The organism is Streptomyces flaveolus, from assembly GCF_044765825.1.
Classification (GTDB): domain Bacteria; phylum Actinomycetota; class Actinomycetes; order Streptomycetales; family Streptomycetaceae; genus Streptomyces; species Streptomyces flaveolus.
The window spans coordinates 310,796-336,497 of record NZ_JBIWKU010000007.1; the positions used below are offsets into that span (position 1 = coordinate 310,796).

The following is a 25,702-nucleotide window of genomic DNA, read 5'->3' on the forward strand; positions in this document are numbered from 1 at the left end:
CGTCTGTCCCGGGCGACACGGGGGATCGCCCGGGACGGGCGAACGCACCGATGGTTGCTTCGGGCTACGGCCCTGGTGGTCCGGGCGGCCGACGCGTCACCGCGGCCTCACTTCTGCGGGACGTCCTCGACGAACACGATGCCGTCGCTGCCCGCCAGGTGGGCCGGGCCGGTCGCCGTCCGGGCGGACAGGCACGCCCGGTCCCAGTCGTCCCGCGGGTCCGCCGTGCTCAGCTGCGGCGCCTGCGTGTCGAGCAGCGCCACCAGGTCGTCGGCCGGCAGCCACAGCCGGGCGGCCTCGGCCGACCGCCCCACGGACCGGGCCGGGCCCGTCGTCGCGGCGGGACCGGTCCACGGCTCGTCGGCGCCGAGCAGGCGGTCGAGGGTCTCCCCGGCGCAGGAGAGCAGGCCGGCGTCCATCCGGGCCGCGAGGTAGCCGTGGAGCGCGGTGAGGGCCTGCCGCGGACTCGCGGCGGCCGTGATCTCCAAGGGGCCGTCGACCGATCGCCCAGGTGCGGGCGGCCGGCGGGCTGGAGCCGCAGGAGGGCGCGCCGGGCGACCGGCACGCCCGGCTCTCCGCCCGCGGGCGGGCGATGCCGACCGGGGCCGCCGAGCCGGACGCGTACCTGCGCGGGCGCGGATGAGACCTCGGGCGGATCAGCGCACCAGGTCCAGCACCGCCCGCAGCGCGTCCGGCCGCTCGGTCACCGGCAGATGGTCCACGAAGTGCACGCCGCATCCGAGGGCGGCCGCGCCGCCGTCCGCCCGCCGGTCGTCGCCGAGGGTCCCGGAGAAGTCGAACAGGACGGCAGCCATGGGCGGATCCTACGGGGCAGCACCGCGCGAGCGTGCCGCCACGGTGCTCACCGCACCCACCGCCCGTGGGCGAGTACCGCGAGGGCCACCACCAGCGCGCCCAGGAGCCAGCCGGCGACGACGTCCGTCGTCCAGTGGACGCCCAGCCACACCCGGGTCACGCCGACGCCGGCCACGGAGATCACCGCCGCTGCCAGTGCGGTCAGGCGCGGACCGCGGGGGGCGCCGTGGTGGTGGAGCAGCCACACCAGGAGGCCGCACACGAAGGTGGCGGTCATGGCGTGGCCCGACGGAAAGGCCGCGTAGTGCGCGGAGTCCACGGGGTCGGGCCAGACGGGGCGCGGACGGTCCACCGCGGCCTTGAGGAGCTGTTGCAGCAGGCTGCCCAGCAGACAGGTCGCCGCCAGCCACACGGCCGTCCGTCGGTCCCCGCGCCGCCACCACAGCCACACCACCACCAGTGCGCACAACAGGCGCATCGTCCACGGGTCCCACACCCAGTCGGTGAGGATGCGCATGGCGTGCGTGACGCCCGTTTCGTCGACCGCCCAGCGGTGCGTGGTCCGTGCGATGTCGTCGTCCAGGCCGGTCAACGGGCGCCACTCGGCGGCGACGAGGGCGAGCAGCACCAGGGAGCACAGGCCCAGGACCCAGGCCGTGCGGACGACGGTGCGGGGCTGCGGCGGACGGGGCGGGGAGTCGACGGGCGGCGAGTGCATGCTGCGATACTCGCCGACCCGAGGGGCGGGGGGCCACTCCGTCCGCAAGTGATCCGTACGGCAGGGGTGTCGGGGACGGACGGAGGGGATGGACGGAGGGGACGGTCGGAGCGGATGGCCCCGCACCGGCAGCCCCCGTGCGCACGCCACCCTGTGCCGTCCGTCAGAGGCATGAACGCGCCGCCCTCCTCGGCGAGTTGGGAGCAGACGGTGCGTCTCGTCGCGGACCGCGGCGGACACCGGGACCTGCGGGAAGCCGTCAGCCGGTGCGGCCGGGACACGGCGCAGGCGCAACGCGGCGCTCGTGACGACCAGTTGCGGGGGAGTGCCGGGCAGCAGCGGAAGGGCGCGCGGCACCCCGGGACGGGCCGGACCGCCCGCCCGGCGTCACATCGTCAGCAGCATCCCCAGCATCGCGATCCCCATCGACAGCCGGCAGGCCCGTGCCAGTTCCGGCCGGTCGCCCCACCCGGCCGCCGGGCCGCCGCCCGCCACGGCCGCGACGGGTATCAGGCGTACGCCGGTCAGCAGCACGTACCCGGTGAAGTAGAGCAGCAGCGTTCCGGTCAGCAGCGGGATCCCGGAACCGCCGTGCCCGTGGCCGTGCCCCTGCGCACCCGCGGGGGAGCCCGCCATCACCACCGCCATGTAGACCATGGCCGCGGCCCCGACGAGATGGTGAAGATGATGCCGGGACGAGCGGGACGCCCACAGGGCGCGCAGCGCGGCGCCGCCGAAGACCACCGCGTAGGCGGGCCACACCCACGCGGGGGGAGTGAACACCGCCGCGGGCACGGCCATGGCGGCCATGCCGAATCCCATGAGGGCCTCGCCGCCCGCCGCACGGCGCTGCTCCTCGACGTCGCTGCGCATGCGCAGCAGGCAGTAGGCCCCGGTCGCCGCGCACAGCGCGACCAGCAGCCAGCCGGACGATGCCGGTCCGTGCACACGCACCTCCCCGCTCGACGCTCGGTCAAGGCCTGCCCGGGCGATGCGGTGCGCACGCGAGCGCAAGGGAGTGCACGGGGGGCATTCGGCGGAGCACATCGGGTCGGAGCAGGTCGGAGACGGGCGCGCGCTCCTTCCATGAGCATCTTTCACGAGTAAAACACCTGTTAAACTCAATCTCATGAGCAGTGCGACCCCCACCCCAGGCACCTCACTCGGCCGCCGCCTGTCCCTGACCGGCGTACTGCGGCTGCGCCGTCCCTCCGAGATCTGGTTCAAACCCGCGCTCAGCTCGGTCGCCGCCATCGCCCCGCCCAATCTGATCCTGCTGGCGCTCGGCCGGCTCGACCTCGCGATGTACACGATGGCCGGGTCCCTGTGCGCGCTCTACGCCCACAACCGCCCGTACGCCGCCCGGGCCCGCACCCTGGCGTGGGTGGTGCTCGGCATGCTCGGCGGCGTCGCCGTCGCCCTGGTCACCGCCTCGCTCACCCGCAACGCCGTCGTCCTCGTCACCGTCGGCGCCCTCCTGGCCGCCGTGCAGAAGGCGCTGTGCGACGCCACCCGCGTCGGCCCGCCGGGCAACGTGGTCCTCACCTTCATCAGCTCCGCCTCCCTCTTCGTCCCGCAGACCCTCGGCCAGATCCCCGGCCACCTGGCACTGGGCGCCGCGGCCGGCGCCTGGGCCTGGCTCGTCGGCATGGCCCCCGCCCTGCTCCGCCCGCACGGCCCCGAACGCCGCGCCACCGCGCAGGCCCTGAACGCCGCCGCCACGTACGCCGACACCCGCGGCACCGGTGACGGCCACGCCCCGGCCCGGGCGGCCGGGTACGCCGCCGTCCAGGCCGCCTGGCAGACCCTGCTGTCCCTGCCCGTCACCGGCACCCGCGCCACCAGCCGGCACGCCCTGGAACGCCTCGTCGTCCGCGCCGAGGTCGCGCTCGCCGCGCCGGCCGACACGGACCCCGAGCGGCTGCGCGGCTGGGCACTCGCCCTGCGCGGCACCGGGCGCATACCCCGCACCGCCGACCACGGCGACGCCTCGGCCACCGAGGAACTGCTGGGCGTGGACGCCGAACTCGCCGCCCGCCCCGCACCCCTGTGGCAGCGGCTCGGCCCGCTCGCCCCCATCGCCCTGCGCACCGCCCTGGGCTGCGCACTGGCCGGATACGCCTCCCTGGCACTCGGCATCGGCCGCCCCTACTGGGCGCTCGTCACCGCCGCCGCGCTCTACCAGGCCAACATGGCCCTGACCTGGAGCCGGGCCGTCCAGCGCGTCGTCGGCAACATCGCCGGGGTGCTGCTGTTCGCCGCCCTCGCGCCGCTCGCCCATCTGGGGCAGATCCTCCTCGTCCTGTTCTGCCTCGCCCTCAACTTCGGCGCCGAGGCCCTCATCACCCGCAACTACTGGCTCGGCAGCGTCTGCGTGACGCCGATGGCCCTGCTCATCACCGAGTTCGCCGGCTACCAGGAGCCCGGCGACCTGATCACCGAACGGGTGGTGGACACCCTCGTCGGCGCCCTGGTGGGCTTCCTCGCCGCCGTCGTCGTCACCAACCGGCGCGCCGGCGACCGCGTCGAGCGGGCGGTGACCGCCGCAGACCGCGCCCGCGAGCGCGCCGCCCGCCTCCTCGCGGAGCCCGCGCCCGCGCCCGCCGCCCTGGAAGCGGCCCGCCGCCGTCTGGCCGCCGCCCTGACCGACCTGCGCACCACGGCCGACGCCGCGGCCGGCGAATGGTGGCAGCGCGCCCTGCCCCAGGAGAGGGTCGTGCTCGCCGAGCAGGCCGGACACCGTACGCTCGCCGCAACGGTGCGACGCCAGACAGTGCGTGCGGACCGGGACACGGGCACGAGGACGGAGGACGTACGGCCATGACCGCAACCGACGGGGGCTCGGCGACCGGGGGCAGCGCGACCGGCGGGCCGGGGGGACCGGAGGGACCGGGCGGGGACACCGTCGCCGCCGTCGTCCGGCAGTGGCGGGCCGTCCGCCCCGACCTCGACACCGGCCCGATGGAGATCATCGGCCGCATCAACCGCTGCGCCGCCCTCCTCCAGCAGGCCGAGGACGCCCCGCTGCGCCGGGCCGGTCTCAGCCGCGCCGAGTTCGACCTGCTCGGCGCGCTGCGCCGCACCGGGCACGAACTGACCCCCGGCGAGCTGGCCCGCGAGACCTTCTCCTCCGGCGCCGCCGTCACCAAGCGCCTCAAGCAGCTGACCGAGCGCGCTCTGGTCGAGCGGCGCGGCGACACCCGCGACCGCCGGGTCGCCCACGTCCGTCTCACCGACGCCGGACGCGACCTGGTCGACGGCATCCTGCCCGACCAGCTCGCCTACGAGTCGGCCGTCCTGTCCGGCGTGGACGGGGCCGAGCTGGACGAGCTGGCCGCGCTCCTCGGGGCGCTGCTGGGCCGGCTGGAGGGCCGCCTGGACGCGCTGCGGATCTGACGCCTTGCGGGGGTGACGTGACCGGCTCAGTACTCGTCGCCCGCCCGGTACACGCCGAACATCGCGCCCTGCGGGTCCCGCAGCACCGCGATGCGCGGCCCGTCGGGCAGGGAGGTGGGCTCCATGAGGACGGTGCCGTCGCTGTCGGTCGTGTCGACCGCGGCGGTGTTCACGTCCGCCACGGCGAAGTACGGCAGCCAGTGCGCCGGTACCTCGTGCGGGAACTTCTCGTCCATCGTCACCATCCCGCCGAAGTCAGCGCCGTCGATCGCCCACTGCGGATAGCGCGCGGAGGCGGTGACGCTCCAGCCGAACACGGTGGTGTAGAAGTCCGCCGCCCGGTCCGGCTCCCGGGTCAGCAGTTCCACCCAGCCGAGCGAGCCGGGGGCGTTGAACAGCCCGGCGCCGGGGAAGGTTCCGGCCTGCCACAGCTGGAACACCGCGCCGGCCGGATCCACGGCCACTGCGGAACGGCCCGCGTCGAACACGTCCACCGGGCCCTGCGGGACCGTCCCGCCCGCCGCGGTCACCCACCGCACGGCGGCGTCCGCGTCGGCCACGGCGAACGAGACGTTCCACGCGACGGGCCGCGCCTGCTGCGACAAGGGCGTCAGCGCGGCGACGGCGGCGCCGTCGAGACGGGCGATCGTGTAACCGCCCGCCTGCTGCCGGGGGTCCGTCTCGGGGCGCCAGCCGAACAGCTTCGCGTAGAACCGCTTGGCCGCTTCCAGATCACTGGTCCCCAGTTCGGCCCAGCAGGGCCCGCCGGTCACCGGTTCGTGGAGCTTCATCGCGTCGGGGTCCTTCCGCCGGGCCGCAGACCGTTCCCTCCCTCCAGCACGCTAAGGCCGGGCGGGGACCGCGGCCATCCGGCACGGACCCCCCTGTGGCTCAGATCCCGGGCCGGTAGCGCAGCGGATGGTCCGCCGGCACCTCCACCAGCACGATCCGCGTGCCGTCCGGGTCCGCGATCCACATCTCCACCAGTCCCCAGGGCTCCTTGACCGGCGGCCGGACGATCTCGACGCCCTTCGCCCGCAGCTCCGCCTCCGCCGCCGCGGCGTCCTCGACCTGGAGCCACAGCGCGAGCGCCGGGGACGGGGGAGCCTCGGCACGGCCGGAGACCTCCAGGAAACCGCCGCCCAGGAAGTACACGGTGCCCCGCTCGGGCCCGGTGCCGAACTCGCGGTGGACGGCGAGGCCGAGCTGCTCGCCGTAGAAGGCTCGGGACCGGCCGGGGTCGGTGGGACGGAGCAGGATCCGGCTGCTGAGTACATGCACCATGCGTCCGGAGCCTAACGGGAGCGTTACGCTCATCGGTGCCCGCGCCGCGCCCGACGCCCGAGAACGAACCGGAGAGACGCCCCCCATGGACACCGCCGCCAGCCGACTGATCTACCGCGACGCCACCGACGCCGACGTGGACGCGCTCGTCGCGCTCATAGAGTCCGCGTACCGGGGCGAGTCCAGCCGGGCCGGGTGGACCACCGAGGCGGACATCCTCCAGGGACAGCGCACCGACCCGGAGGGCGTGCTGGAGGTCGTCAAGTCGCCGGACAGCCGCCTGCTGACGGTCGAGCGGGACGGCGCCGTCGTGGCCTGCTGCCAGCTCGAGCACCGCGGCCGGCACGCCTACTTCGGGATGTTCGCCGTCAGCCCGGCGCTCCAGGGCGAAGGACTCGGCAAGACGGTCATCGCCGAGGCCGAACGCCAGGCCCGCGAGGTGTGGGGCGTGACGGAGATGCACATGACCGTGATCTCGGTGCGCGAGGACCTCATCGCCTGGTACGAGCGCCGCGGCTACCGCCGTACGGGAGAGATGACCCCCTTCCCGTACGGCGACGAGCGCTTCGGCATCCCGCAGCGGGACGACCTGCGCTTCGAGCTGCTGGTCAAGCCGCTGACCTGAGACTCACGCCGTGAAGCGGCCGGTGCGTTTGATCTCCGGGTAGTCGGTCGTCGCGCCGTCCAGTCCCAGGGCGCGCACCAGCCGCAGATGGTCCTGGGTGTTCACCGTCCAGGAGAAGACCCGCAGACCCGCCTTGCGGGCGCGCTCCACGATCTCCAGCGTGATCCGGTTGATGTCCAGGCACAGGGCCGCGGCGCCGGCCGCGACGGCCCGGTCCACCACCTCGGGCCCGTAGTGCTCCGCCACCAGGGCGGTCCGCACCCCCGGCACGAGCCGGGCGATCTCGACGATGGCCTCGTCGTGGAACGAGATCACCTCCACCCGGTCCACCAGGTCGCGCCGGCGCATCACCTCGGCCAGTGTCCGTGCCGCCGCCGCGTCCTTGATCTCGGCCTGCAACGGCACCGAGACGGCGTCCAGCACCTCCTCGAAGACCGGGACCCGCTCCCCGTGGCCCGCGTCCAGCGCGCGCAGCTCCTCGAGCGTCTTGTCGGCGATCGCGCCGGTGCCGTCCGTGGTGCGGTCCACGTCCGCGTCGTGCATGACGACGAGCGCGCCGTCCTTGCTCAGATGCAGGTCCAGTTCGACGACGTCGAGGCCGGCCTGCTCGGCTGCGACGAAGGAACGCAGGGTGTTCTCGGGTTCGACACCCATGATTCCGCGGTGACCGATGGTGAGGAAGTTCAAGGCTCGACTCGCTTCCGTCGACGTCGGCGATGGCAGGGCGGCAGCCTAACTGCCCTGCGGGAGCGTTTCCCCTCTGCCGCGCCTGGTATACGGACTGTGGTGCCCCGCAGGAAAAAATGCGGTCATGAGCGGGGTGGGGCAGGATAATTTACGGGGGTGCCCCTTGCTGGGAGAAACCTCGTATGCCTACGGTGTCCTGACGCAAGCTTCTCCTGTGGAGGATGGGACATGACGGAAATTCTTGTGCAGGTGGGTACGGAGGAGAAGGTTCCTCCGGTGAGCAGGGTGGTGGAGCACCCGGCGTGGCCCGTGCTCAAGGATGCCGTGGAGCGGATCCGGCCATGGCAGTCCAAGGACGGGTCGATCGACTTCGACGCCGAGGACGCCCCGGACCGCGCCGCCGCCGAGGAGGCCGTGACCCGTGTCGCCGAGGCCGTGCGCGAGCTGTCCCCGCTGCTGCCGCACGACAGCGCCTACCACGAGGCGCTGGTGAAGGACCTCGGCCGTTGGGCCGACGGCGGTTTCCAGGTGCCCGACTTCCTCGACTCGCTGCTGGCCTTCCAGCCCGCCGCGAACCGCGCGGACGGCCTCCAGCACCTGGTCGTCTTCCCGATGTACACGCAGAACGGCAACCCGGACCGCAACCTCGAGGCGGTCGTGCTGCGCATGGTCTGGCCCGACTGGCTGGCCGAACTGGAGCGCACCCGCTACGACAACCCGCTGTTCTGCGGCATCACCTTCGAGGACTTCACGGCCGGCTACGACACCAACTCGGCCGTGCTGTTCCCGGAGACCATCGCCGTGCGCGAGGCACCGGAACGCTTCTCCTGGGGCGGCATCTTCTGCGACCGCGAGGCCGCCCGCTTCCGTCGCGTCACCGACGCCGCCGTCGACATCCTCGGCCTCGAACTGCCCGAGGACATCGCCGCCATGGTCCACGACCAGAAGCGCTGCGAGGAGGCCTTCGTCCTGTGGGACATGGTCCACGACCGCACCCACAGCCACGGCGACCTGCCCTTCGACCCCTTCATGATCAAGCAGCGCCAGCCGTTCTGGATGTACGGCCTGGAGGAGCTGCGCTGCGACCTCACCGCCTTCAGGGAGGCCGTGAAGCTGGAGGCGGACGGCGTCCCGCAGGCCCGTGACGTGCAGTACGCGGTGCTCTTCGACCGCATGTTCCGCTTCCCGGTCACCGGCGAGCGCGTGCGCAACTACGACGGTCTCGGCGGCCAGCTCCTCTTCGCCTACCTGCACAAGCACGACGTCGTCCGCTGGACGGACAACAAGCTCTTCATCGACTGGCAGCGCGCCCCGCAGGTCACCAACCAGCTGTGCGCCGAGATAGAGACGCTCTACCGCGACGGCATCGACCGCCCGAAGATCGTGCACTGGTTCGCCGGGTACGAGCTGGTCTCCACCTACCTCGCCCCGCACCCGGGCTCGAAGTGGGCCAAGGGCCCCGACGCCCTGGACCTGACCCTGCCGCCGCGCAAACTCGTCGATGACGTGCTTCCGGACGAGTTTCCGCTGAGCATGTTCTACGAGGCACTGGCCAAGAAGCTCAAGAGCGTGATCGCCTCGACCCGGGGCATCACCAGGGACGGCGCCGAGCGGGCCGCCGCGTGAGCGACGGCACGGACGCGCGGGAACAGGCTCGGGAGGCGAGGATCATGGGGAACGGGGCGCTCGACGGCGCGGTGATCGCGGTGGCCGGAGCGGGCGGACCCGCCGGACGGGCCGCACTGCTGCGGCTCGCCGAGGCGGGCGCGACCGTGGTCGGCTCGGACAACGACCCGGAGCGGCTGGCGGAGGCGGTGGACGCGGCGCGCTACGCGCACGGCGGCGCCACGGTCACCGGTGAGACGGTCGACCTGCTCGACCTGGACTCCGCCAGGGCCTGGGCCGACCGCACCGAGAAGGAGTTCGGCCACGTCGACGGGCTGGTCCACCTCGTCGGCGGCTGGCGCGGCAGCCAGACCTTCACCAAGACGGACCTCGGCGACTGGGACCTTTTGGAGAAGCTGCTGGTGCGCACCGTTCAGCACACCTCCCTCGCGTTCCACGAGGCGCTCCAGCGCAGCGACCGCGGCCGCTACGTGCTGATCAGCGCCGCGGGCGCGTCGCAGCCGACCGCGGGCAACGCCGCGTACTCGGCCGCCAAGGCCGCCGCCGAGGCGTGGACGCTGGCCATGGCGGACTACTTCCGCAAGGCGGGGGGCGAGCAGGGGCCGACCTCCGCGGCTGCGATCCTGGTGGTCAAGGCGTTGGTGCACGACGCGATGCGCGCCGAGCGTCCCAACGCGAAGTTCGCGGGCTTCACGGACGTCAAGGACCTGGCCGAGGCGGTCGCCGGAGTCTGGGAGAAGCCCGCCGCGGAAGTGAACGGAAACCGTCTGTGGCTGACCGAGAAGCCGTGAACCCACCGAAGACCGACGCCCGTCGCCATCACGACCCCGGGGTCCGCGGATTCGCCAGCGACAACTACGCCGGCGCCCACCCGGAGGTGCTCGCCGCCCTGGCCCTGGCCAACGGCGGGCACCAGGTCGCGTACGGCGAGGACGACTACACGGCGAACCTCCAGCAGGTGATCCGCAGCCACTTCGGGCCGACGGCCGAGGCCTTCCCGGTCTTCAACGGCACCGGCGCCAACGTCGTCGCGCTCCAGGCGGTCACCGACCGCTGGGGCGCGGTGATCTGCGCCGAGAGCGCGCACATCAACGTCGACGAGGGCGGCGCCCCCGAGCGCATGGGCGGCCTCAAGCTGCTCACCGTCCCCACCCCCGACGGGAAGCTCACGCCCGACCTGATCGACCGGCAGGCGTACGGCTGGGACGACGAGCACCGGGCGATGCCGCAGGTCGTCTCGATCACCCAGAGCACCGAACTCGGCACGCTCTACACGCCCGACGAGATCCGGGCCATCTGCGAGCACGCCCACGCGCACGGCATGAAGGTGCACCTGGACGGCTCCCGGATAGCCAACGCCGCCGCCTCCCTGGACGTCCCGATGCGGACGTTCACCAACGCGGTCGGCGTGGACCTCCTCTCGCTCGGCGGCACCAAGAACGGCGCGCTGTTCGGCGAGGCGGTGGTGGTCCTCAACCAGGACGCCGTGCGCCACATGAAGCACCTGCGCAAGCTGTCGATGCAGCTCGCCTCGAAGATGCGCTTCGTGTCGGTGCAGCTGGAGGCCCTGCTCGCCAAGGACCTGTGGCTGCGCAACGCCCGGCACGGCAACGAGATGGCCCAGCGTCTCGCCGAGGGCGTACGCGCCGTGCACGGCGTGGAGATCCTCTACCCCGTGCAGGCCAACGCCGTCTTCGCCCGGCTGCCGCACGAGGTGAGCGAGCGCCTGCAGAAGCGGTTCCGCTTCTACTTCTGGGACGAGGCCGCGGGCGACGTGCGCTGGATGTGCGCCTTCGACACCACGGAGGACGACGTGGACGCGTTCGTCGCCGCGCTCAAGGAGGAGATGGCCCGCTAGAGGACGCCACCCGGCCGATGCATAGGTATGCGATCACCTGAAAAGTCATTGACTCTCGGGTGATCGCGTTCCTATGCTCTGGCGTCATGGAGCTCATCCAGGAAACCCCAGACCTGTCCGCCTATTTGGCTGCCGACGAGGTCATCGACCATGACCACCCGTATGTGCGGGAGGTGGCCGGACGCCTCGCGAAGGAGGCGGAGGACTCGTATGCCTATGCGCGACTGGCGTTCGAGTTCGTGCGCGACACCATCCCGCACTCACAGGACGCCGGGGACCCGCGCGTCACCTGGCGCGCCTCCGACGTCCTGGAGCAGCGCACCGGCATCTGCTACGCCAAGGCGCACGCGCTGACCGCGCTGCTGCGGGCCGAGGACATCCCGACCGCCCTGTGCTACCAGCGCTTCGACGTGGTGCACGGGCTCGTCGCCGTACGGTTCGACGGGTCCTGGCACCGCCAGGACCCGCGCGGCAACAAGCCCGGGGTGAACGCCCGGTTCTCCCTGGGGCGCGAGCAACTGGCCTTCGTGCCGGACCGTGAGGCGGGCGAGGCGGACTGTCCGGAGCTGTACGCGGCCCCGCATCCGACCGTGCTGGCCGTTCTGCGGGCGGCCACCGACCGCGCGCACCTTTGGGAGACGCTGCCCGCCGCTCTCTGACGCGCCCGGCTCAGTGGGCCTCGGCCGTGCGCAGCTGCTCGGGCGTCGGTGCCGTGCCGCCGAGGTGGGCCGGCATCCACCACGTGTCGTCGGCGCCCCTGGGGCGTACCGGGTAGGCGCGCTGGGCGGCCTCCAGGAGCTCCTGGACGCGCTCGCGCAGACGGCGGGTGATGGCACCCGCGTACTGGTCGCGGGGAGCCTCCATCGGCTCGCCGACCCGGATGGTGACGGGGGTGTGGCTGCGCTTGAAGTTACGGGGGTGCCCCTTGGTCCACAGCCGCTGCGTGCCCCACACCGCCATGGGCACCAGCGGAACGCCTGCCTCCTGGGCCAGGCGCGCGGCGCCCGACTTGAAGGTCTTGAGCGTGAACGACTCGGAGATCGTCGCCTCCGGGAAGACCCCGATGATCTCGCCGGACCGCAGCGAGTCCAGGGCGTGCGCGTAGGCGGCCTCGCCCTGCTTGCGGTCCACCGGGATGTGCTTCATCCCGCGCATCAGCGGACCGGAGATCCGGTGCCGGAAGACCGACTCCTTCGCCATGAAGCGGACCAGCCGCTTCTGGGGAAGTGCCGCCAGGCCGTTGAAGATGAAGTCCAGGTAGCTGATGTGGTTGCTCACCAGCACTGCGCCGCCCGAGCGCGGGATGTTCTCCGACCCCCGGCAGTCGATCTTGAGGTCCCACACCTTGAACATGGTGCGGGCGAGACCGATGACCGGGCGGTAGACGAGTTCTGCCATGGGCGGGTCGGACCCTTCCTTGTCTGCTGGGAAGGGGACTCCCAGTCGAAAGTTACGCAGCCGTAGGTTTACGGCTTGTCGAGATCGTGCCCCAAGAACGGCCGGGGAACCAGCCCCGGTGCCCGGCCGTGGCGAGATCCTCATCACGTCATTGCCGCCGTATGGCCGAAACCCGGCGGTAAACCGGGAATCTTCGCCCGCCCTCGGGCGCTGGAAGTGAACACGACCGGACCGGGGCGCGCGCGTGGCGTGCCCATGAAAGGCCGCGAGGGCGGCGGAGCGGGAGACGTGCGAGTGGGCGGGCGAAGCGACGGCGAGCGGCGCGACGGCCCGCGTCTGGACGCGGCCGACCTGGGGGCGGAACTGGGCGCGCGCGCCACGCTCGTGCAGTTCTCCAGCGCCTTCTGCGCACCCTGCCGGGCCACCCGGAGGGTCCTCGGCGAGGTGGCCGGCATGGTCCCCGGCGTCGCCCACGTCGAGCTGGACGCCGAGGCGCGGCTTGAACTCGTCCGCGCGCTGGACGTGCTCCAGACCCCGACCGTGCTGGTCCTCGACGCCGACGGCCGCGTCGTACGGCGGGCCGCCGGCCTGCCGCGCAAGGCGGACGTGATCGCCGCCCTGGGGGAGGCGGTGTGATCATCACCACGTCACCGGTGAGGCGTTCTCCACAGCTTCCAGATCCCGGGACGTATTTGACTGTGTGTGCCAACCGTCGACAGCCTGCCCGTATGCCTTCGCTCCCCCCTCCCCGGACCGAGGCACACGGCGGAAGGACAGCCCTCGTGCCGGCCACACCCGACCTCGCCGCGCCCCGGACCGCCGCGGGCGGTGACCTCCTGCGGTCCGTCTTCCGGCGGCACGCGGCGGGGGTGGCGGTGATCACCGCGCGCGGCGACGCGGGCCCGGTCGGCTTCACGGCCACCTCCCTCACCTCGGTCTCCGCCGAGCCGCCGCTGCTCTCCTTCGGCATCGGCACCGGTTCCTCCAGTTGGCCCACGGTCTCCGGGGCCGAGTACGTCGGCGTCCACCTGCTCGGCGAGCACCAGCAGGAGCTGGCCGCCACCTTCGCCCGCAGCGGCGCCGACCGCTTCGGCGCGCCCACCGTCTGGCGCGAGGGCCCCGAGGGTGTCCCCGTGCTGGACGACGTCCTCGCCTGGCTCGTGTGCCGGGTCGTCGGCCGCGTCCCGGCCGGAGACCATCGCATCGTGCTGGCCGAGGTACTTCTCGGCGACCCCTCGGGCACCGGCAGCCCGCTGCTGTACCACCAGGGACGCTTCGGCGGCCTGCGCGACTGAGGCCTCCCGGGCTCCGTCTGCCTCCGTCCGCTCCTTCTGCGGAACGGTCGAGTTCCGGTTACGCTGCGTTGCGAAGGTCACAGTTCAAAGCGCTTGCTTAGCGGGAAAGAACTGGGTGTACTGACGAGTAATGTTCCGGATGGAAGCGCGGGTCGCCCCGACCGGAATCGGCCGCTTGAGGCGCCTATGCTGCCTGCAAGCAGGCAGCACTGAAATGACGATGCAGTAGGAGAGCCGGCGTGAGCTTGAGGATCGTTGTCACTGTGAAGTACGTGCCCGACGCCACCGGCGACCGGCACTTCGCCGATGACCTGACCGTCGACCGTGACGATGTGGACGGTCTGCTCTCCGAGCTGGACGAGTACGCGGTCGAGCAGGCTCTGCAGATCTCGGAGAACTCGGACGACGACGTGGAGATCACCGTCCTGACGGTGGGCCCGGAGGACGCGAAGGACGCGCTGCGCAAGGCGCTGTCCATGGGCGCGGACAAGGCGATCCACGTCGAGGACGACGACCTGCACGGTACCGACGCCATCGGCACCTCCCTGGTTCTGGCCAAGGCGATCGAGAAGGCCGGCTACGACCTGGTCGTCTCCGGCATGGCCTCCACCGACGGCACCATGGGCGTCGTCCCCGCGCTGGTCGCCGAGCGTCTGGGTGTGCCGCAGGTGACGCTGCTGTCCGAGGTCTCCGTCGAGGACGGTGTCGTGAAGGGCCGCCGTGACGGTGACTCCGCCACGGAGCAGCTGGAGGCGTCGCTGCCGGCGGTCGTGTCGGTGACCGACCAGTCCGGCGAGGCCCGTTACCCGTCCTTCAAGGGCATCATGGCGGCCAAGAAGAAGCCGGTGGAGTCCTGGGACCTGTCCGACCTCGACATCGACGAGGACGAGGTCGGTCTCGAGAACGCCTACACGGTCGTCGAGTCGGCGGCCCAGCGTCCGGCGCGCACCGCGGGCACCATCGTCAAGGACGAGGGCGAGGGCGGCAAGCAGCTCGCCGAGTTCCTCGCGGGCCAGAAGTTCATCTGAGCCCCGGATTCGCCGACCGCCCCTCACATCTCGCAAGCAGGAGAGAAGAAGTCCCATGGCTGAAGTTCTCGTCTACGTCGACCACGTGGACGGCGCCGTCCGCAAGCCCACCCTGGAACTGCTGACCCTCGCCCGCCGCGTCGGCGAGCCCGTCGCCGTCGCCCTGGGCAACGGTGCCGGTGACACCGCCGCCGCCCTCGCCGAGCACGGCGCGGTCAAGGTCCTCACCCACGAGGCCGCCGAGTACGCCGACTACCTGGTCGTACCGAAGGTCGACGCCCTCCAGGCCGCCGTCGCCGCCGTCTCCCCGGCCGCCGTGCTCGTGCCGTCCTCCGCCGAGGGCAAGGAGATCGCCGCCCGTCTGGCCCTGCGCCTGGGCTCCGGCATCATCACCGACGCCGTCGACCTGGAGGCCGGCGACGAGGGTCCGGTGGCGACCCAGTCGGTGTTCGCCGCCGCGTTCACCACCAAGTCCCGCGTCTCCAAGGGCACCCCGGTCATCACCGTCAAGCCGAACAGCGCGGCCGTCGAGGCGGCCCCGGCCGCCGGTGCGGTCGAGGCCCTGTCGGTCACCTTCTCCGACGCCGCGACCGGCACCAAGGTCACCTCCCGCACGCCGCGTGAGTCGACCGGCCGTCCGGAGCTGACCGAGGCCGCGATCGTGGTCTCCGGTGGCCGTGGCGTCAACGGCGCGGAGAACTTCGCGATCATCGAGGCGCTCGCCGACTCGCTCGGTGCGGCCGTCGGTGCCTCGCGCGCCGCGGTGGACGCGGGCTGGTACCCGCACACCAACCAGGTCGGCCAGACCGGCAAGTCCGTGTCGCCGCAGCTGTACATCGCCAACGGCATCTCCGGCGCGATCCAGCACCGCGCGGGCATGCAGACCTCGAAGACGATCGTGGCGGTCAACAAGGACGCCGAGGCCCCGATCTTCGACCTGGTCGACTACGGCGTCGTCGGCGACCTCTTCGACGTCGTCCCGCAGCTCACCGAGGAAGTGAAGTCCCGCAAGGGCTGAGCATCCGCCTCGCATGAGGCCGAGGCCCCCGCGACCGCCCCTGGTCGCGGGGGCCTCGTCGTGTGCGCAGGATGGTGGGGGCCGCCGGGCGGGCCCCGGGGGGCGGTTGACCGGGGCAGAGGCGGCAGATAACTTCGCTCTACGGATTATTGATTCCGTTCAGCGGAAAATAGGAGAGTGTGGGATGGGTCAGCAGGAGAAGGTGGCAACGAGTCTCGCGGGCGCCGTCGGCGAGGAGATCAGTGCCTCCCTCGCACCGGTCGACGCGGAGCTGGAGCGCCGCTACCCCGGGGACCCGGGCACCCGGCAGCCCGTCCACACCGTCTACGTACCCGGTGACGCCTTCGCCGCCGACACGATCCGCTCCTGGGGCGACCGGGCGCTCGCCGCGCTCGACGAGCACGCCCCCGACGCCGCGTCCTTCGCCGCCGTCCTCGGCCTGTCCGACGAACTCGCCGAGCCCGTGTACTCCCGGGTGCGCGCCAAGCTGGAGCGGGAGCCGATCGAGGACCTGCGCATCGACTTCGAGGACGGCTACGGCAACCGGTCCGACGCCGAGGAGGACGAAGCCGCGGCCCGCGCGGCCCGGCTCGTCGCCGAGGCCTACGACCAGGGCACGGCGGCCCCGTACATGGGCATCCGCATGAAGTGCATGGAGGCCCCCGTGCGCGCCCGGGGCATCCGCACGCTCGACGTCTTCCTCAGCGGCCTGATGGAGGCCGGCGGCCTGCCCGACGGGCTGGTCCTCACCCTGCCGAAGGTGACGTACCCCGAACAGGTCACCGCCATGGTGCGGCTCCTGGAGGCCTTCGAGAAGGCCCGTGGCCTGGAGCCCGGCCGGATCGGCTTCGAGATCCAGATCGAGACCAGCCAGTCCATCCTGGCCGCCGACGGCACCGCCGCCGTCGCCCGCATGATCCAGGCCGCCGAGGGCCGCGCCACCGGACTGCACTACGGCACCTTCGACTACAGCGCCTGCCTCGGCGTCTCCGCCGCCTACCAGGCCAGCGACCACCCGGCCGCCGACCACGCCAAGGCGGTCATGCAGGTCGCCGCCGCCGGCACCGGCGTCCGGGTCTCGGACGGCTCCACCAACGTCCTGCCGGTCGGTTCCACGGAGAAGGTCCACGACGCGTGGCGCCTGCACTTCGGGCTGACCCGCCGCGCGCTGGCCCGCGCCTACTACCAGGGCTGGGACATGCACCCCGGCCACATCCCCACCCGGTACGCGGCGGTCTTCGCCTTCTACCGCGAGGGCTTCGAACAGGCCGCCGGCCGCCTCGCCCGCTACGCCAACCACGCCGGCGGCGACGTCATGGACGAGCCCGCCACCGCCAAGGCCCTCAGCGGCTACCTGCTGCGCGGCCTGGACTGCGGCGCCCTCGACACGGGAGAGGTCGCCCGGCTGACCGGCCTGACCCGCGCCGACCTGGAGGGCTTCTCCGCGCCCCGGCGCGGCGACCTCACGGCATCGGCGCAGTAGGCGGCGGCCGAGTCCCGGGAAGCGGTCCGTCCGTCCGGCCGGAGTCCACGTAGCGCTCCAGGCCGGACGCCGTCACCCGCCGCTCCTCGGCGAACAGCCGCGTCCCGCGTTCGCACAGCCGCCGGTCGGCCCGCGCCCGCGCGCAGAACTCCTCGGGCGTCGCCCCGAACAGCTCGCGCAGCCGGGCCGACCCGCGCAGCAGCTCCGTGAGGAGGGGGCGCTGCTCGCCGGGGTGCCGGCGGGGCGCCCCGGCGCCGTCGTGCAGGACCCCGTGCCGGTTCACGTACGCGTACACGCCGCGCAGCACCGTGCCGTCGGCCGGCTCCACGCGGACGTCGGGCGCGGGCAGCCAGACGCGGTCGAAGTTCCCGGCCGCCATCGGCACGCCCTCGCTCGCGTCGATCACGGCGAGCTGCTCGGCGTCGAGCCAGAGCACGAACAGCTCCCGTACGACGCCCGGGGCGCGGACCGGCGACGCGGACACGTAGCCCATGCGGCTCACATGGGCGGACACGCCGATGTCGACGCCGGTGATCCGGGCCTTGACCATCGGGATCGGTGACGCGATCCCGAACTCGGTCATCTTGTGCCGCAGCTGGCCCGGGCTGGCGTTCGAGCCGATCGCCAGTACCGGTGCGCGGTCCTCGTGCACCAGCAGCTCCAGCGGCAGCAGCCGGTCGCCGTCGAGCAGACCGGACTCCCGCGGCCACGCCCCCGGATACAGCAGCGGATGCTCCCGCGGCGCCTCGGCCAGCCCGAGCGCCGTGAGCGTCCGGTCCGCACCGTTCCCGTCGGCCCGCGCACGGCCGTCCCCGGTCGTCGCGGAGGCTCCCGCCCGCTGACGGGCCTCGGCCGGCCCGGCTTCCTTCCCCGCCCGTTCCCCGGCGTCCTCCACGTCGTCCACGGGCCGCTCAGTCCGCCGGTGGCAGTTCGCCCGAGCCGCGGGTGACCAGCCGGGTCGGCAGTTCGATGCGCTCGGGGGCGAGGAGGGTGCCGTCCAGTTGCCTGAAGAGCCGCTCGGCCGCCGTGCGTCCGAGGGCCGCAGCGTCCTGGGCGACCACGGTGACGCCCGGCCGCAGCAGGTCGGCGAGCTCGATGTCGTCGAAGCCGACGAGGGCGACGCGCCGGGTGTGCTCGGCGAGGACGCGGATCACGGTGACCGTCACCCGGTTGTTGCCCGTGAAGATCGCGGTCACCGGGTGCGGGCCGGTGAGCATCTCCTCGGCGGCCCGGCGCACCCGCTCGGGGTCGGTGACGCCCAGCGACATCCAGGAGTCCTTCACCGGTATGCCCGCGTCCTCCATGGCGGCCCGGTAACCGCGCAGCCGCTCGGCGGCGGTGTGGATGCGGGGCATGTCGCCGATGAAGCCGATCCTGCGGTGCCCGTGCGCGATCAGGTGGGCCACGCCGTCACGGGCGCCGCCGAAGTTGTCGGACACCACCACGTCCGCGTCGATCCGCCCCGCCGGACGGTCGACGAACACCGTGGCGACACCGGCCTTGAGCTCGGGCTCCAGATACCGGTGGTCGTCCCCGGCCGGAATCACCAGCAGCCCGTCCACGCGCCGCGCGCACAGCGCCAGCACCAACTCCTGCTCGCGGTCCGGGTCCTCCGCGCTGGAGCCGTTGATCAGCAGGGCTCCGTGGGCGCGGGCCACCTCCTCCACCGCACGGCTCAGCGGGCCGTAGAACGGGTCCGCGAGATCCTCCAGCACCAGCCCGATGCTCGCCGTACGGCCCTTGCGGAGCACCCGCGCGCTGTCGTTGCGGCGGAAGCCGAGCGCGTCGATGGCCTCCTGGACGCGCCGTTCGGTCTCCGGGGTGACGCCCGGTTCGCCGTTGACCACCCGGGAGACGGTCTTCAGCCCGACGCCCGCGCGGGCGGCGACGTCCTTCATGGTGGGGCGGTTGCCGTAGCGGCTCCCGGGAAGCCGGTCTGCGCGGCGGGGCGTGTCGGGCACGGTGCGGTGTCCTGTCCTGTCGTCCACGGGCTTGCGTCGGCTCCTGTCGTCCACGGGGGATGCGGCGCTCATCCGCTTGTATGAGGATGTGGCGTCGAGCATAGAGCCTGGACAACGTTGTCAGATGCGGGAGACACTGTCCATCGCACTCTTCGGTCCGCGCCCGCACCGCGTGGCCGGCCTGCTGCTCACGCTCGTGTTCCTCCATTTTCTTTCGGTTGACGGGGAGATCCGACTCTGATGCACACCGACCTCGTGGCAGCGCTGGACATCGGCGGTACCAAGATCGCCGGGGCGCTGGTGGACGGCCACGGCCGGATCCAGGCCCGTGCGCAGCGTGCGACGCCCGCCCAGGAGGACGGCGAGACCGTGATGCGGGCCGTGGACGCGGTGCTCGCGGAGCTCACCGCGTCGCCGCTGTGGGGACGGGCCACGGCCGTCGGTATCGGCAGCGCCGGACCCGTGGACGCCTCCGCGGGCACGGTCAGCCCGGTCAACGTGCCCGGCTGGCGCGACTTCCCCCTGGTCCGGCGGGTCCGCGCCGCCGCCGATGGCCTGCCGGTCGAGCTGACCGGCGACGGAGTGGCGATCACGGCGGCCGAACACTGGCAGGGCGCGGCCCGGGGGCACGACAACGCGCTGTGCATGGTCGTCTCGACGGGCGTCGGCGGCGGTCTGGTCCTGAACGGGGCGCTCCACCCCGGCCCCACCGGCAACGCCGGGCACATCGGGCACATCAGCGTGGACCTGGACGGCGACCCGTGCCCGTGCGGCTCGCGCGGCTGTGTGGAGCGGGTGGCGAGCGGTCCCAACATCGCGCGGCGCGCCCTCGCCGACGGCTGGCGTCCGGGGCCGGACGGCGACACGTCCGCCGCCGCGGTGGCCGCCGCCGCCCGCCTGGGCGACCCCGTCGCCGTGGCCTCCTTCGAACGGGCGGCACAGGCGCTGGCCGCCGGTATCGCCGCCACCGCCACCCTCGTGGAGATCGACATCGCCGTGGTCGGCGGGGGTGTGGGCAAGGCGGGAGAGGTACTCTTCGGGCCGCTGCGCAAGGCCCTGACCGACTACGCGACGCTGTCCTTCGTGCAGCGCCTGGCGGTCGTGCCCGCGCGGATGGGCACGGACGCGGGACTGGTCGGGGCCGCCGCGGCCGCGCTCACCAGGACGGCGGGCGTGACCGCGGCGGGGGTCTGACACGTCGACCGCGGGTCAGCAGCTCAGCCGGGCCTGCGCCCAGTCGGCGTGGTCCGAGTCGGTGCTGTCGCCGCCGTCGGTGACGACGAGCCGCACCACCTCGGCGCCGGTCACGTCCGCGGTGATCGGCTGGGCCGGCATCGCGTTGGTGAGGACCCCGGTCGAGGCCACCTCGGTGCCGTCCGCCCAGATCTGGAAGGCGACGGTTCCCTTGGCGCCCTTCTCGTCGTCCACGCCGACCTCGGCGGTGACCTTCTCGCAGTCCCCGCCCGTGTAGTAGGCGATGCTGCTCGCCGCGTGCACGCCGAGCCCGGCGTCGTACACCACGCCGCCGATGGTGATCGGGTTGCCGTCGCCCGCGGCGCTCTCACCGTTGCTGGTGTTGCGCTCGGCCGGGCCCCAGCCGTTGGTGGCCGACAGCCACGGCAGGTCGCCGAGCCCGGACGTCCCGGCGGGCGGCGGTACCACCACGGACGCCGTCACCGGCAGCACCGTCCCGACGCGCGCGCCGGCCGGGGAACGGTGACTCACCTCGACGGTGAGGTCGTACGACCCCGGGGGCGTGCCTGCGGGAGCGGTGAGGGTCCACGTGGTGCGCAGCGAGCGGCCCGCGGGCAGGACGGCGGCGTCCGCCGGTGAGGTGGCCCGCACCCGCCAGCCCTCGGGGCCGCGCACGGCCACGGACACCCGGTGTGCCGGGGTCCGGCCGAGGTCGGTGACCGTGGTGGTCAGCGGGGCGGGGGTGCCCGCCTCCACCAGCGTGCCGCCCTCCAGGCCGAGTTCGACGGCGGGCGGATGCTGTGCCCAGCCGCGGTCGGTCCGGACCCGCAGGAGGACCGTGCCGTGGGCGGGGACGGTGGCCGACAGGGTGCCCGCGGTGTGGTAGCTCTGGTGCTGCCACAGGTCGCGCAGGGTGTAGGCGGGGGCGTCCGGGAGGCCGACGGCCCCGGCGCTGGTGGTGATCCGCTGCGGGCTGTCGGACTCGTTGAACAGCGCCACCGCACGGCTGCCGTCCCGCATCTCCTTGGCGACCACCCAGCGGCCGCCTTCGGAGGAGATCACGGTGCCCTGCCTGCCCAGCGGATCCTGGTCGACCGCGATGACCTCCCGGTTGCCGAGGATCTCGAGGGTCTCGTCGGACGCGTGGCGCAGGTCGGTGCCGATGAGGAGCGGGGCCGCCATGACGGACCACATCGAGAAGTGGGTGCGGTACTCGGTGCCGGTCATGCCGCCGTTGCCGACCTCCAGCATGTCCGGGTCGTTCCAGTTGCCGGGGCCGGCGTACGGGGCGAGCGGGAGGTTCTTCTTCAGGATCGACAGCATCGAGCCCCAGTTGTCGCTGATGTCGCCGGTGGTCCGCCACAGGTGGCCGAGGCCGCCCGCCCATTCCCAGGGCTTGTTCTGGCCCCACTCGCAGATGCTGTAGACGATGGGCCGGCCGGTGGCCTTCAGGGCGTCCCGCATGGTGGTGTACCGCTGCACGGCGTCCAGGCCCTGGTTGTTGCAGTTGTCGTACTTGAGGTAGTCCACGCCCCAGTCGGCGAACTGCCGTGCGTCGCTGTACTCGTGGCCCAGCGCGCCGGGCATGCCGGTGCTGTCGCACGTCCTGGTGCCCGCGCTGGTGTAGATGCCGAGCTTGAGGCCCCTGGCGTGCACGTAGTCGGCGACCGCGGCGATGCCGTTGGGGAAGCGCACCGGGTCCGGCACGAGCTTGCCGTCGGCGCCCCGCTGCGGCAGCGCCCAGCAGTCGTCGAGGTTGACGTACTCGTACCCGGCGTCCTTGAGGCCCTTCTCGACGAAGATGTCCGCGATGCCCTTGACCATCGCCTCGTTGAACTCGGCACGGCAGTGGGTGGAGTTCCAGTTGTTGAAGCCCATGGGCGGGGTGAGGGCGAGCCCGTCGTCCGGGGCGGGCGCCGGCTGTTCCCGGGCGGTCGGCTCCGCGGCGGCCGCGGGGGCGGCGAGTCCCGCCGCGCACAGCAGCCCGGTGACGAGCGCCCCGGCCAGGGATCTGCGGGTGGAGCGGGGGGAAAGGTGACGTCTCATTACGTTCCTCCGGATGTGCGGCGGTTGGAACGACGGGTGAACGCGGCACGGGCGCGAGGGGACACGGGCCTCTTGCGACATGTGCACGTCATCACTGAGCGTTTACGTTAGGACGTGTCGGGCTTTGTTGGAAGAGGGTGGGTGATGGTGATTCGATCCTGCTCGTGGGCCGTACGGGCGCCGGCCGTGACCCCGGACCGGTCACGCAGTTGAAGCAGGCATGAAGAAGCGCAGCATGCTTGCCATCGCCTCCCTGGCCACCGGTTTCGTCGTCGCGGCCGTCAGTCCGTCCCACGCCGCCCCGGACGCCCTCCCGCTCCACCACCTCGACGTGGACGACACGCTCGGCACCGTCCGGCAGGCCGTCGACAGCGAGGGCCTGCCCCTGGACCAGGGCGGCCCGGTGCGGGGCGCCTGACTCGCCACACGCGGACCGCGCGGCGCCGGTGCCCCTCGTCCGGTGGGCACCGGCGCCGCTGTCGTACGCCCTCAACTGGGCCTGGTTTCCGTGGCAGGGTGGAGCGGGCAAGCCACAGGGGGCCAAGACAAGAGGGGGACCTGTGACCGTCGTCTGGATCAACGGCGCGTTCGGTGCGGGGAAGACCACCACCGCACGGGAACTGATCGAACTGATCCCGAACAGCACGCTCTTCGACCCCGAGGTCATCGGCGCGGCACTCGCGCACCTGCTGCCTCCCAAACGCCTCGCCGAAGCGGGCGACTTCCAGGACCTGCCGATCTGGCGCCGCCTCGTGATCGACACGGCGGCCGCGATGCTCGGCGAACTCGGCGGGACCCTCGTGGTCCCCATGACCCTGTTGCGCCAGGACTACCGCGACGAGATCTTCGGCGGTCTCGCCGCCCGCCGGATAGCGGTCCGGCACGTCCTGCTGGCTCCGGCGGAAACGATCCTGCGGGAGCGGATAGCGGCCCGCGAGGTGCCCGACGTCGCGGACGGGGAGATACGCGCACGGCAGTGGTCGTACGACCACATCGAGCCGTACCGGACCGCCCTCGCCTCCTGGCTGACGGCCGACGCCCATCCGGTCGACACGAGCGGCCTCACCCCGTTCGAGACCGCCGCCCGCATCGCCGAGGCCGTCGGTGCCGGGGCGGTGCCCGCCTGTGACATCGTGCAGACCCCCGAGCCGACCGCCGAGACCCTGGCCGCCGGCGTCCTCCTCTTCGACGAGCAGGACCGGGTGCTGCTCGTCGACCCCACCTACAAGCCCGGCTGGGAGTTCCCCGGCGGCGTCGTCGAACCCGGCGAGGCACCCGCCCGCGCCGGAATGCGCGAGGTCGCCGAGGAGACCGGCATCCGCCTCGACGAGGTGCCCGCCCTGCTGGTCGTCGACTGGGAAGCGCCCGCGCCCCCCGGCTACGGCGGGCTGCGCCTGCTCTTCGACGGCGGCCGGCTCGACGCGGCGGAGGCGGACCGGGTGCTGCTGCCCGGACCCGAACTGCGCGACTGGCGCTTCGTCAGCGAGGACGAGGCCGCCGCCCTGCTGCCCCCGGTCCGCTACGAGCGGCTGCGCTGGGCCCTGCGGGCCCGGGAACGCGGGGCGGCGCTGTACCTGGAGGCGGGCACACCGGTCGGCTGACACGGCCGGCCGGAGCGTACGTCCGCGGCGCCTGCCCGGGACGACCGCCGGGACGGTCCGCGTCCCGTGACGTGGGCCGTCCGGCGTCCCGCGGAGCGCGTACGGGTGGGGCGTTCAGCTCGCCGCGTAGTTCCGCAGGAACAGCGCCTCCGCCACCGACATCCGCTCCAGCTCTTCGGGGGACACGCTCTCGTTCACGGCGTGGATCTGCGCCTCCGGCTCGTTCAGGCCGATCAGCAGGATCTCCGCCTCCGGGTAGAGCGCCGCGAGGGTGTTGCACAGCGGGATGGAGCCGCCCTGGCCGGCGTACTGCATCTCCTGGCCCGGGTACGCCACCGCCATCGCGTCCGCCATCGCCTGGTACGCCGGGCTGGTGGTGTCGGCGCGGAACGCCTGGCCCTGGCCGATCTGTTCGACCTGCACCCGCGCGCCCCACGGCGTGCGCGTCTCCAGATGGGCCTGGAGCAGTTTGGTGGCCTCGACGGCGTCCACGCCCGGCGGTACCCGCAGGCTCACCAGCGCCCGGGCGCTCGCCTGCACCGACGGGGTCGCGCCGACCACCGGCGGGCAGTCGATGCCGAGCACGGTCACGGCGGGGCGCGCCCAGATGCGGTCGGCGACCGAGCCGGAGCCGATCAGTCCCACACCGTCCAGCACCCGGGCGTCCCGGCGGAACTGCTCCTCGTCGTACGCCAGCCCGTCCCACTCGCTGTCCGCCGCCAGACCGTCGACGGTCGTCGAACCGTCCTCGGCGCGCAGCGAGTCCAGTACGCGGATCAGCGCGGCCAGCGCGTCGGGGGCCGCGCCGCCGAACTGGCCGGAGTGCAGGTTGCCCTCGAGCGTGTCGACCTTCACGCGGACCAGCGTCATGCCGCGCAGCGTCGAGGTGACCGTCGGCAGGCCGACCCGGAAGTTGCCCGCGTCGCCGATGACGATGGTGTCCGCCGCCAGCAGCTCCGGGTGCGTCTCGGCGTACCGCTCCAGACCGCCCGTGCCCTGCTCCTCGGAGCCCTCGGCGATCACCTTGACATGCACCGGCACGCCGCCGTTCGCCTTCAGCGCGCGCAGCGCGAGCAGGTGCATCAGCACGCCGCCCTTGCAGTCGGCGGCACCGCGCCCGTACCAGCGGCCGTCGCGCTCGGTCAGCTCGAACGGCGGCGTGTCCCAGCCCGCCTCGTCCAGCGGCGGCTGCACGTCGTAGTGGGCGTAGAGCAGCACGGTCCTGGCGCCCTCGGGGCCGGGCAGGCAGCCGTACACCGACTGGGTGCCGTCCGGCGTGTCGAGCAGGGCCACGTCCTCGAAGCCCTCGGCGCGCAGCGCGGACGCTATCCAGTTGGCGGCGCCCACGCTCTCGCTGCGCGGGAACTGGTCGAAGTCCGCCACCGACTTGAAGGCCACCAGCGCGGTGAGCTCCTCCTTCGCCCCGGGCATCAGCGAGGACACGGTCTCGGCGACCGGATTCGACGACATGGGCACGCTCCTTGTAGGTGCGACGTTGTACCGATGAGTACGTGGGCGGGCGCTGCCGGCAGTGCCCGCGCGCGTACCGCTGTGTACGGGTGATCGTGCGGGTGCGGACACCTCCCGGTGTGCGGGCGGCGTCCGCCGCCGATCCTCCCACAGTGGCCTGCGGCGATGCCCGCCGTAGGATGCGGGGGTCAGGTGCGG

The 25,702-nt window shown here is 72.9% G+C and carries 25 protein-coding genes and 2 pseudogenes; 15 read left to right on the forward strand and 12 right to left on the reverse strand.

What is annotated here, in order from left to right; translation table 11 throughout:
• Positions 1–167: 167 nt before the first annotated feature.
• The 4 genes and pseudogenes from ACIRG6_RS23065 to ACIRG6_RS23080 all read right to left on the reverse strand — a co-directional run.
• A pseudogene (locus ACIRG6_RS23065) lies at positions 168–584 on the reverse strand (erythromycin esterase family protein); the annotation flags it as partial.
• A 72-nt stretch (positions 585–656) separates the two neighbouring features.
• Positions 657–782: pseudogene (locus tag ACIRG6_RS23070) on the reverse strand (hydrolase); the annotation flags it as partial.
• 80 nt (positions 783–862) lie between these two features.
• Entirely contained in the window at positions 863–1,534 is a 672-nt protein-coding gene (locus ACIRG6_RS23075) for a phosphatase PAP2 family protein (protein ID WP_364678625.1), read from the reverse strand.
• Between the two features lie 387 nt (positions 1,535–1,921).
• On the reverse strand, positions 1,922–2,482 hold the full coding sequence (locus ACIRG6_RS23080; RefSeq protein ID WP_403324352.1) for a DUF5134 domain-containing protein: 561 nt from the start codon (positions 2,480–2,482) through the stop codon (positions 1,922–1,924).
• Positions 2,483–2,663: 181 nt separating this feature from the next.
• Between ACIRG6_RS23080 and ACIRG6_RS23085 the strand changes: the two genes are divergently transcribed.
• Together ACIRG6_RS23085 and ACIRG6_RS23090 are read left to right on the forward strand one after the other, a co-directional pair.
• On the forward strand, positions 2,664–4,358 hold the full coding sequence (locus tag ACIRG6_RS23085; protein WP_403324354.1) for an FUSC family protein: 1,695 nt from the start codon (positions 2,664–2,666) through the stop codon (positions 4,356–4,358).
• Complete coding sequence (locus ACIRG6_RS23090) at positions 4,355–4,930, forward strand: MarR family winged helix-turn-helix transcriptional regulator (protein ID WP_364678633.1); 576 nt, start codon at positions 4,355–4,357, stop codon at positions 4,928–4,930. Before ACIRG6_RS23085 ends, ACIRG6_RS23090 begins: the two co-directional genes overlap by 4 nt.
• 26 nt (positions 4,931–4,956) lie before the next feature.
• Here the strand turns inward: ACIRG6_RS23090 and ACIRG6_RS23095 are convergent, their stop codons facing one another.
• Positions 4,957–5,721 carry a VOC family protein gene (locus ACIRG6_RS23095; protein ID WP_364678636.1) on the reverse strand — a complete coding sequence of 255 codons (765 nt, stop codon included), beginning with the start codon at positions 5,719–5,721 and terminating at the stop codon, positions 4,957–4,959.
• Positions 5,722–5,821: 100 nt separating this feature from the next.
• Positions 5,822–6,214 carry a VOC family protein gene (locus ACIRG6_RS23100; protein ID WP_318217455.1) on the reverse strand — a complete coding sequence of 131 codons (393 nt, stop codon included), beginning with the start codon at positions 6,212–6,214 and terminating at the stop codon, positions 5,822–5,824.
• A gap of 85 nt (positions 6,215–6,299) precedes the next feature.
• On the opposite strand from ACIRG6_RS23100, the gene ACIRG6_RS23105 reads away from it, so the two are divergent.
• Entirely contained in the window at positions 6,300–6,839 is a 540-nt protein-coding gene (locus tag ACIRG6_RS23105) for a GNAT family N-acetyltransferase (protein ID WP_364678638.1), read from the forward strand.
• Between the two features lie 3 nt (positions 6,840–6,842).
• On the opposite strand, the gene ACIRG6_RS23110 is transcribed toward ACIRG6_RS23105, so the two are convergent.
• Positions 6,843–7,526 (reverse strand): glycerophosphodiester phosphodiesterase, encoded by a 684-nt coding sequence (locus ACIRG6_RS23110; protein WP_350717798.1) that lies wholly within the window; start codon positions 7,524–7,526, stop codon positions 6,843–6,845.
• A gap of 228 nt (positions 7,527–7,754) precedes the next feature.
• Here ACIRG6_RS23110 and ACIRG6_RS23115 point away from each other — a divergent pair, with 228 nt between their 5' ends.
• From ACIRG6_RS23115 to ACIRG6_RS23130, 4 genes are all read left to right on the forward strand, one after another.
• On the forward strand, positions 7,755–9,152 hold the full coding sequence (locus ACIRG6_RS23115; RefSeq protein WP_318217452.1) for a DUF6421 family protein: 1,398 nt from the start codon (positions 7,755–7,757) through the stop codon (positions 9,150–9,152).
• Positions 9,153–9,196: 44 nt separating this feature from the next.
• Complete coding sequence (locus tag ACIRG6_RS23120) at positions 9,197–9,943, forward strand: SDR family NAD(P)-dependent oxidoreductase (RefSeq protein WP_239766991.1); 747 nt, start codon at positions 9,197–9,199, stop codon at positions 9,941–9,943.
• A complete protein-coding gene (locus ACIRG6_RS23125; protein WP_189231344.1) occupies positions 9,940–11,010 on the forward strand; it encodes a threonine aldolase family protein in 1,071 nt (356 codons plus the stop codon). The genes ACIRG6_RS23120 and ACIRG6_RS23125 overlap by 4 nt, the downstream gene beginning before the upstream one ends.
• Before the next feature lie 86 nt (positions 11,011–11,096).
• On the forward strand, positions 11,097–11,669 hold the full coding sequence (locus ACIRG6_RS23130) for a transglutaminase-like domain-containing protein (protein WP_403324359.1): 573 nt from the start codon (positions 11,097–11,099) through the stop codon (positions 11,667–11,669).
• A 10-nt stretch (positions 11,670–11,679) separates the two neighbouring features.
• Here the strand turns inward: ACIRG6_RS23130 and ACIRG6_RS23135 are convergent, their stop codons facing one another.
• A complete protein-coding gene (locus tag ACIRG6_RS23135) occupies positions 11,680–12,408 on the reverse strand; it encodes a lysophospholipid acyltransferase family protein (RefSeq protein WP_350717807.1) in 729 nt (242 codons plus the stop codon).
• 255 nt (positions 12,409–12,663) lie between these two features.
• Between ACIRG6_RS23135 and ACIRG6_RS23140 the strand changes: the two genes are divergently transcribed.
• The 5 genes from ACIRG6_RS23140 (at position 12,664) to ACIRG6_RS23160 (ending at position 17,232) form a co-directional block, all read left to right on the forward strand.
• A complete protein-coding gene (locus ACIRG6_RS23140; RefSeq protein ID WP_350717809.1) occupies positions 12,664–13,044 on the forward strand; it encodes a TlpA family protein disulfide reductase in 381 nt (126 codons plus the stop codon).
• 146 nt (positions 13,045–13,190) lie between these two features.
• Positions 13,191–13,703, forward strand: a complete 513-nt coding sequence (locus ACIRG6_RS23145; protein WP_364678650.1) for a flavin reductase family protein — start codon at positions 13,191–13,193, stop codon at positions 13,701–13,703.
• Positions 13,704–13,942: 239 nt separating this feature from the next.
• The gene (locus ACIRG6_RS23150; RefSeq protein WP_350717813.1) at positions 13,943–14,731 is read left to right on the forward strand and encodes an electron transfer flavoprotein subunit beta/FixA family protein; all 789 of its coding nucleotides are present in this window, start codon (positions 13,943–13,945) and stop codon (positions 14,729–14,731) included.
• Between the two features lie 55 nt (positions 14,732–14,786).
• Positions 14,787–15,749 carry an electron transfer flavoprotein subunit alpha/FixB family protein gene (locus ACIRG6_RS23155; RefSeq protein WP_225630263.1) on the forward strand — a complete coding sequence of 321 codons (963 nt, stop codon included), beginning with the start codon at positions 14,787–14,789 and terminating at the stop codon, positions 15,747–15,749.
• A gap of 184 nt (positions 15,750–15,933) precedes the next feature.
• Positions 15,934–17,232 carry a DUF6986 family protein gene (locus ACIRG6_RS23160; RefSeq protein WP_403324363.1) on the forward strand — a complete coding sequence of 433 codons (1,299 nt, stop codon included), beginning with the start codon at positions 15,934–15,936 and terminating at the stop codon, positions 17,230–17,232.
• On the opposite strand, the gene ACIRG6_RS23165 is transcribed toward ACIRG6_RS23160, so the two are convergent.
• On the reverse strand, positions 17,213–17,986 hold the full coding sequence (locus ACIRG6_RS23165; RefSeq protein WP_364678744.1) for a hypothetical protein: 774 nt from the start codon (positions 17,984–17,986) through the stop codon (positions 17,213–17,215). The genes ACIRG6_RS23160 and ACIRG6_RS23165 overlap by 20 nt on opposite strands.
• 157 nt (positions 17,987–18,143) lie before the next feature.
• Positions 18,144–19,220, reverse strand: coding sequence for a LacI family DNA-binding transcriptional regulator (locus ACIRG6_RS23170; RefSeq protein ID WP_239767002.1), 1,077 nt, complete (start codon positions 19,218–19,220; stop codon positions 18,144–18,146).
• Positions 19,221–19,433: 213 nt separating this feature from the next.
• On the opposite strand from ACIRG6_RS23170, the gene ACIRG6_RS23175 reads away from it, so the two are divergent.
• A complete protein-coding gene (locus ACIRG6_RS23175) occupies positions 19,434–20,387 on the forward strand; it encodes an ROK family protein (RefSeq protein ID WP_403324366.1) in 954 nt (317 codons plus the stop codon).
• A 15-nt stretch (positions 20,388–20,402) separates the two neighbouring features.
• Here the strand turns inward: ACIRG6_RS23175 and ACIRG6_RS23180 are convergent, their stop codons facing one another.
• Entirely contained in the window at positions 20,403–22,433 is a 2,031-nt protein-coding gene (locus tag ACIRG6_RS23180; RefSeq protein ID WP_403324369.1) for an NPCBM/NEW2 domain-containing protein, read from the reverse strand.
• 220 nt (positions 22,434–22,653) lie between these two features.
• On the opposite strand from ACIRG6_RS23180, the gene ACIRG6_RS23185 reads away from it, so the two are divergent.
• Entirely contained in the window at positions 22,654–22,851 is a 198-nt protein-coding gene (locus tag ACIRG6_RS23185; RefSeq protein WP_239767005.1) for a hypothetical protein, read from the forward strand.
• 142 nt (positions 22,852–22,993) lie between these two features.
• On the forward strand, positions 22,994–24,034 hold the full coding sequence (locus ACIRG6_RS23190) for an NUDIX hydrolase (protein ID WP_364678662.1): 1,041 nt from the start codon (positions 22,994–22,996) through the stop codon (positions 24,032–24,034).
• 114 nt (positions 24,035–24,148) lie between these two features.
• Here ACIRG6_RS23190 and ACIRG6_RS23195 read toward each other — a convergent pair whose 3' ends face one another.
• Positions 24,149–25,504 (reverse strand): dipeptidase, encoded by a 1,356-nt coding sequence (locus ACIRG6_RS23195; RefSeq protein ID WP_403324373.1) that lies wholly within the window; start codon positions 25,502–25,504, stop codon positions 24,149–24,151.
• Between the last annotated feature and the right edge of the window lie 198 nt (positions 25,505–25,702).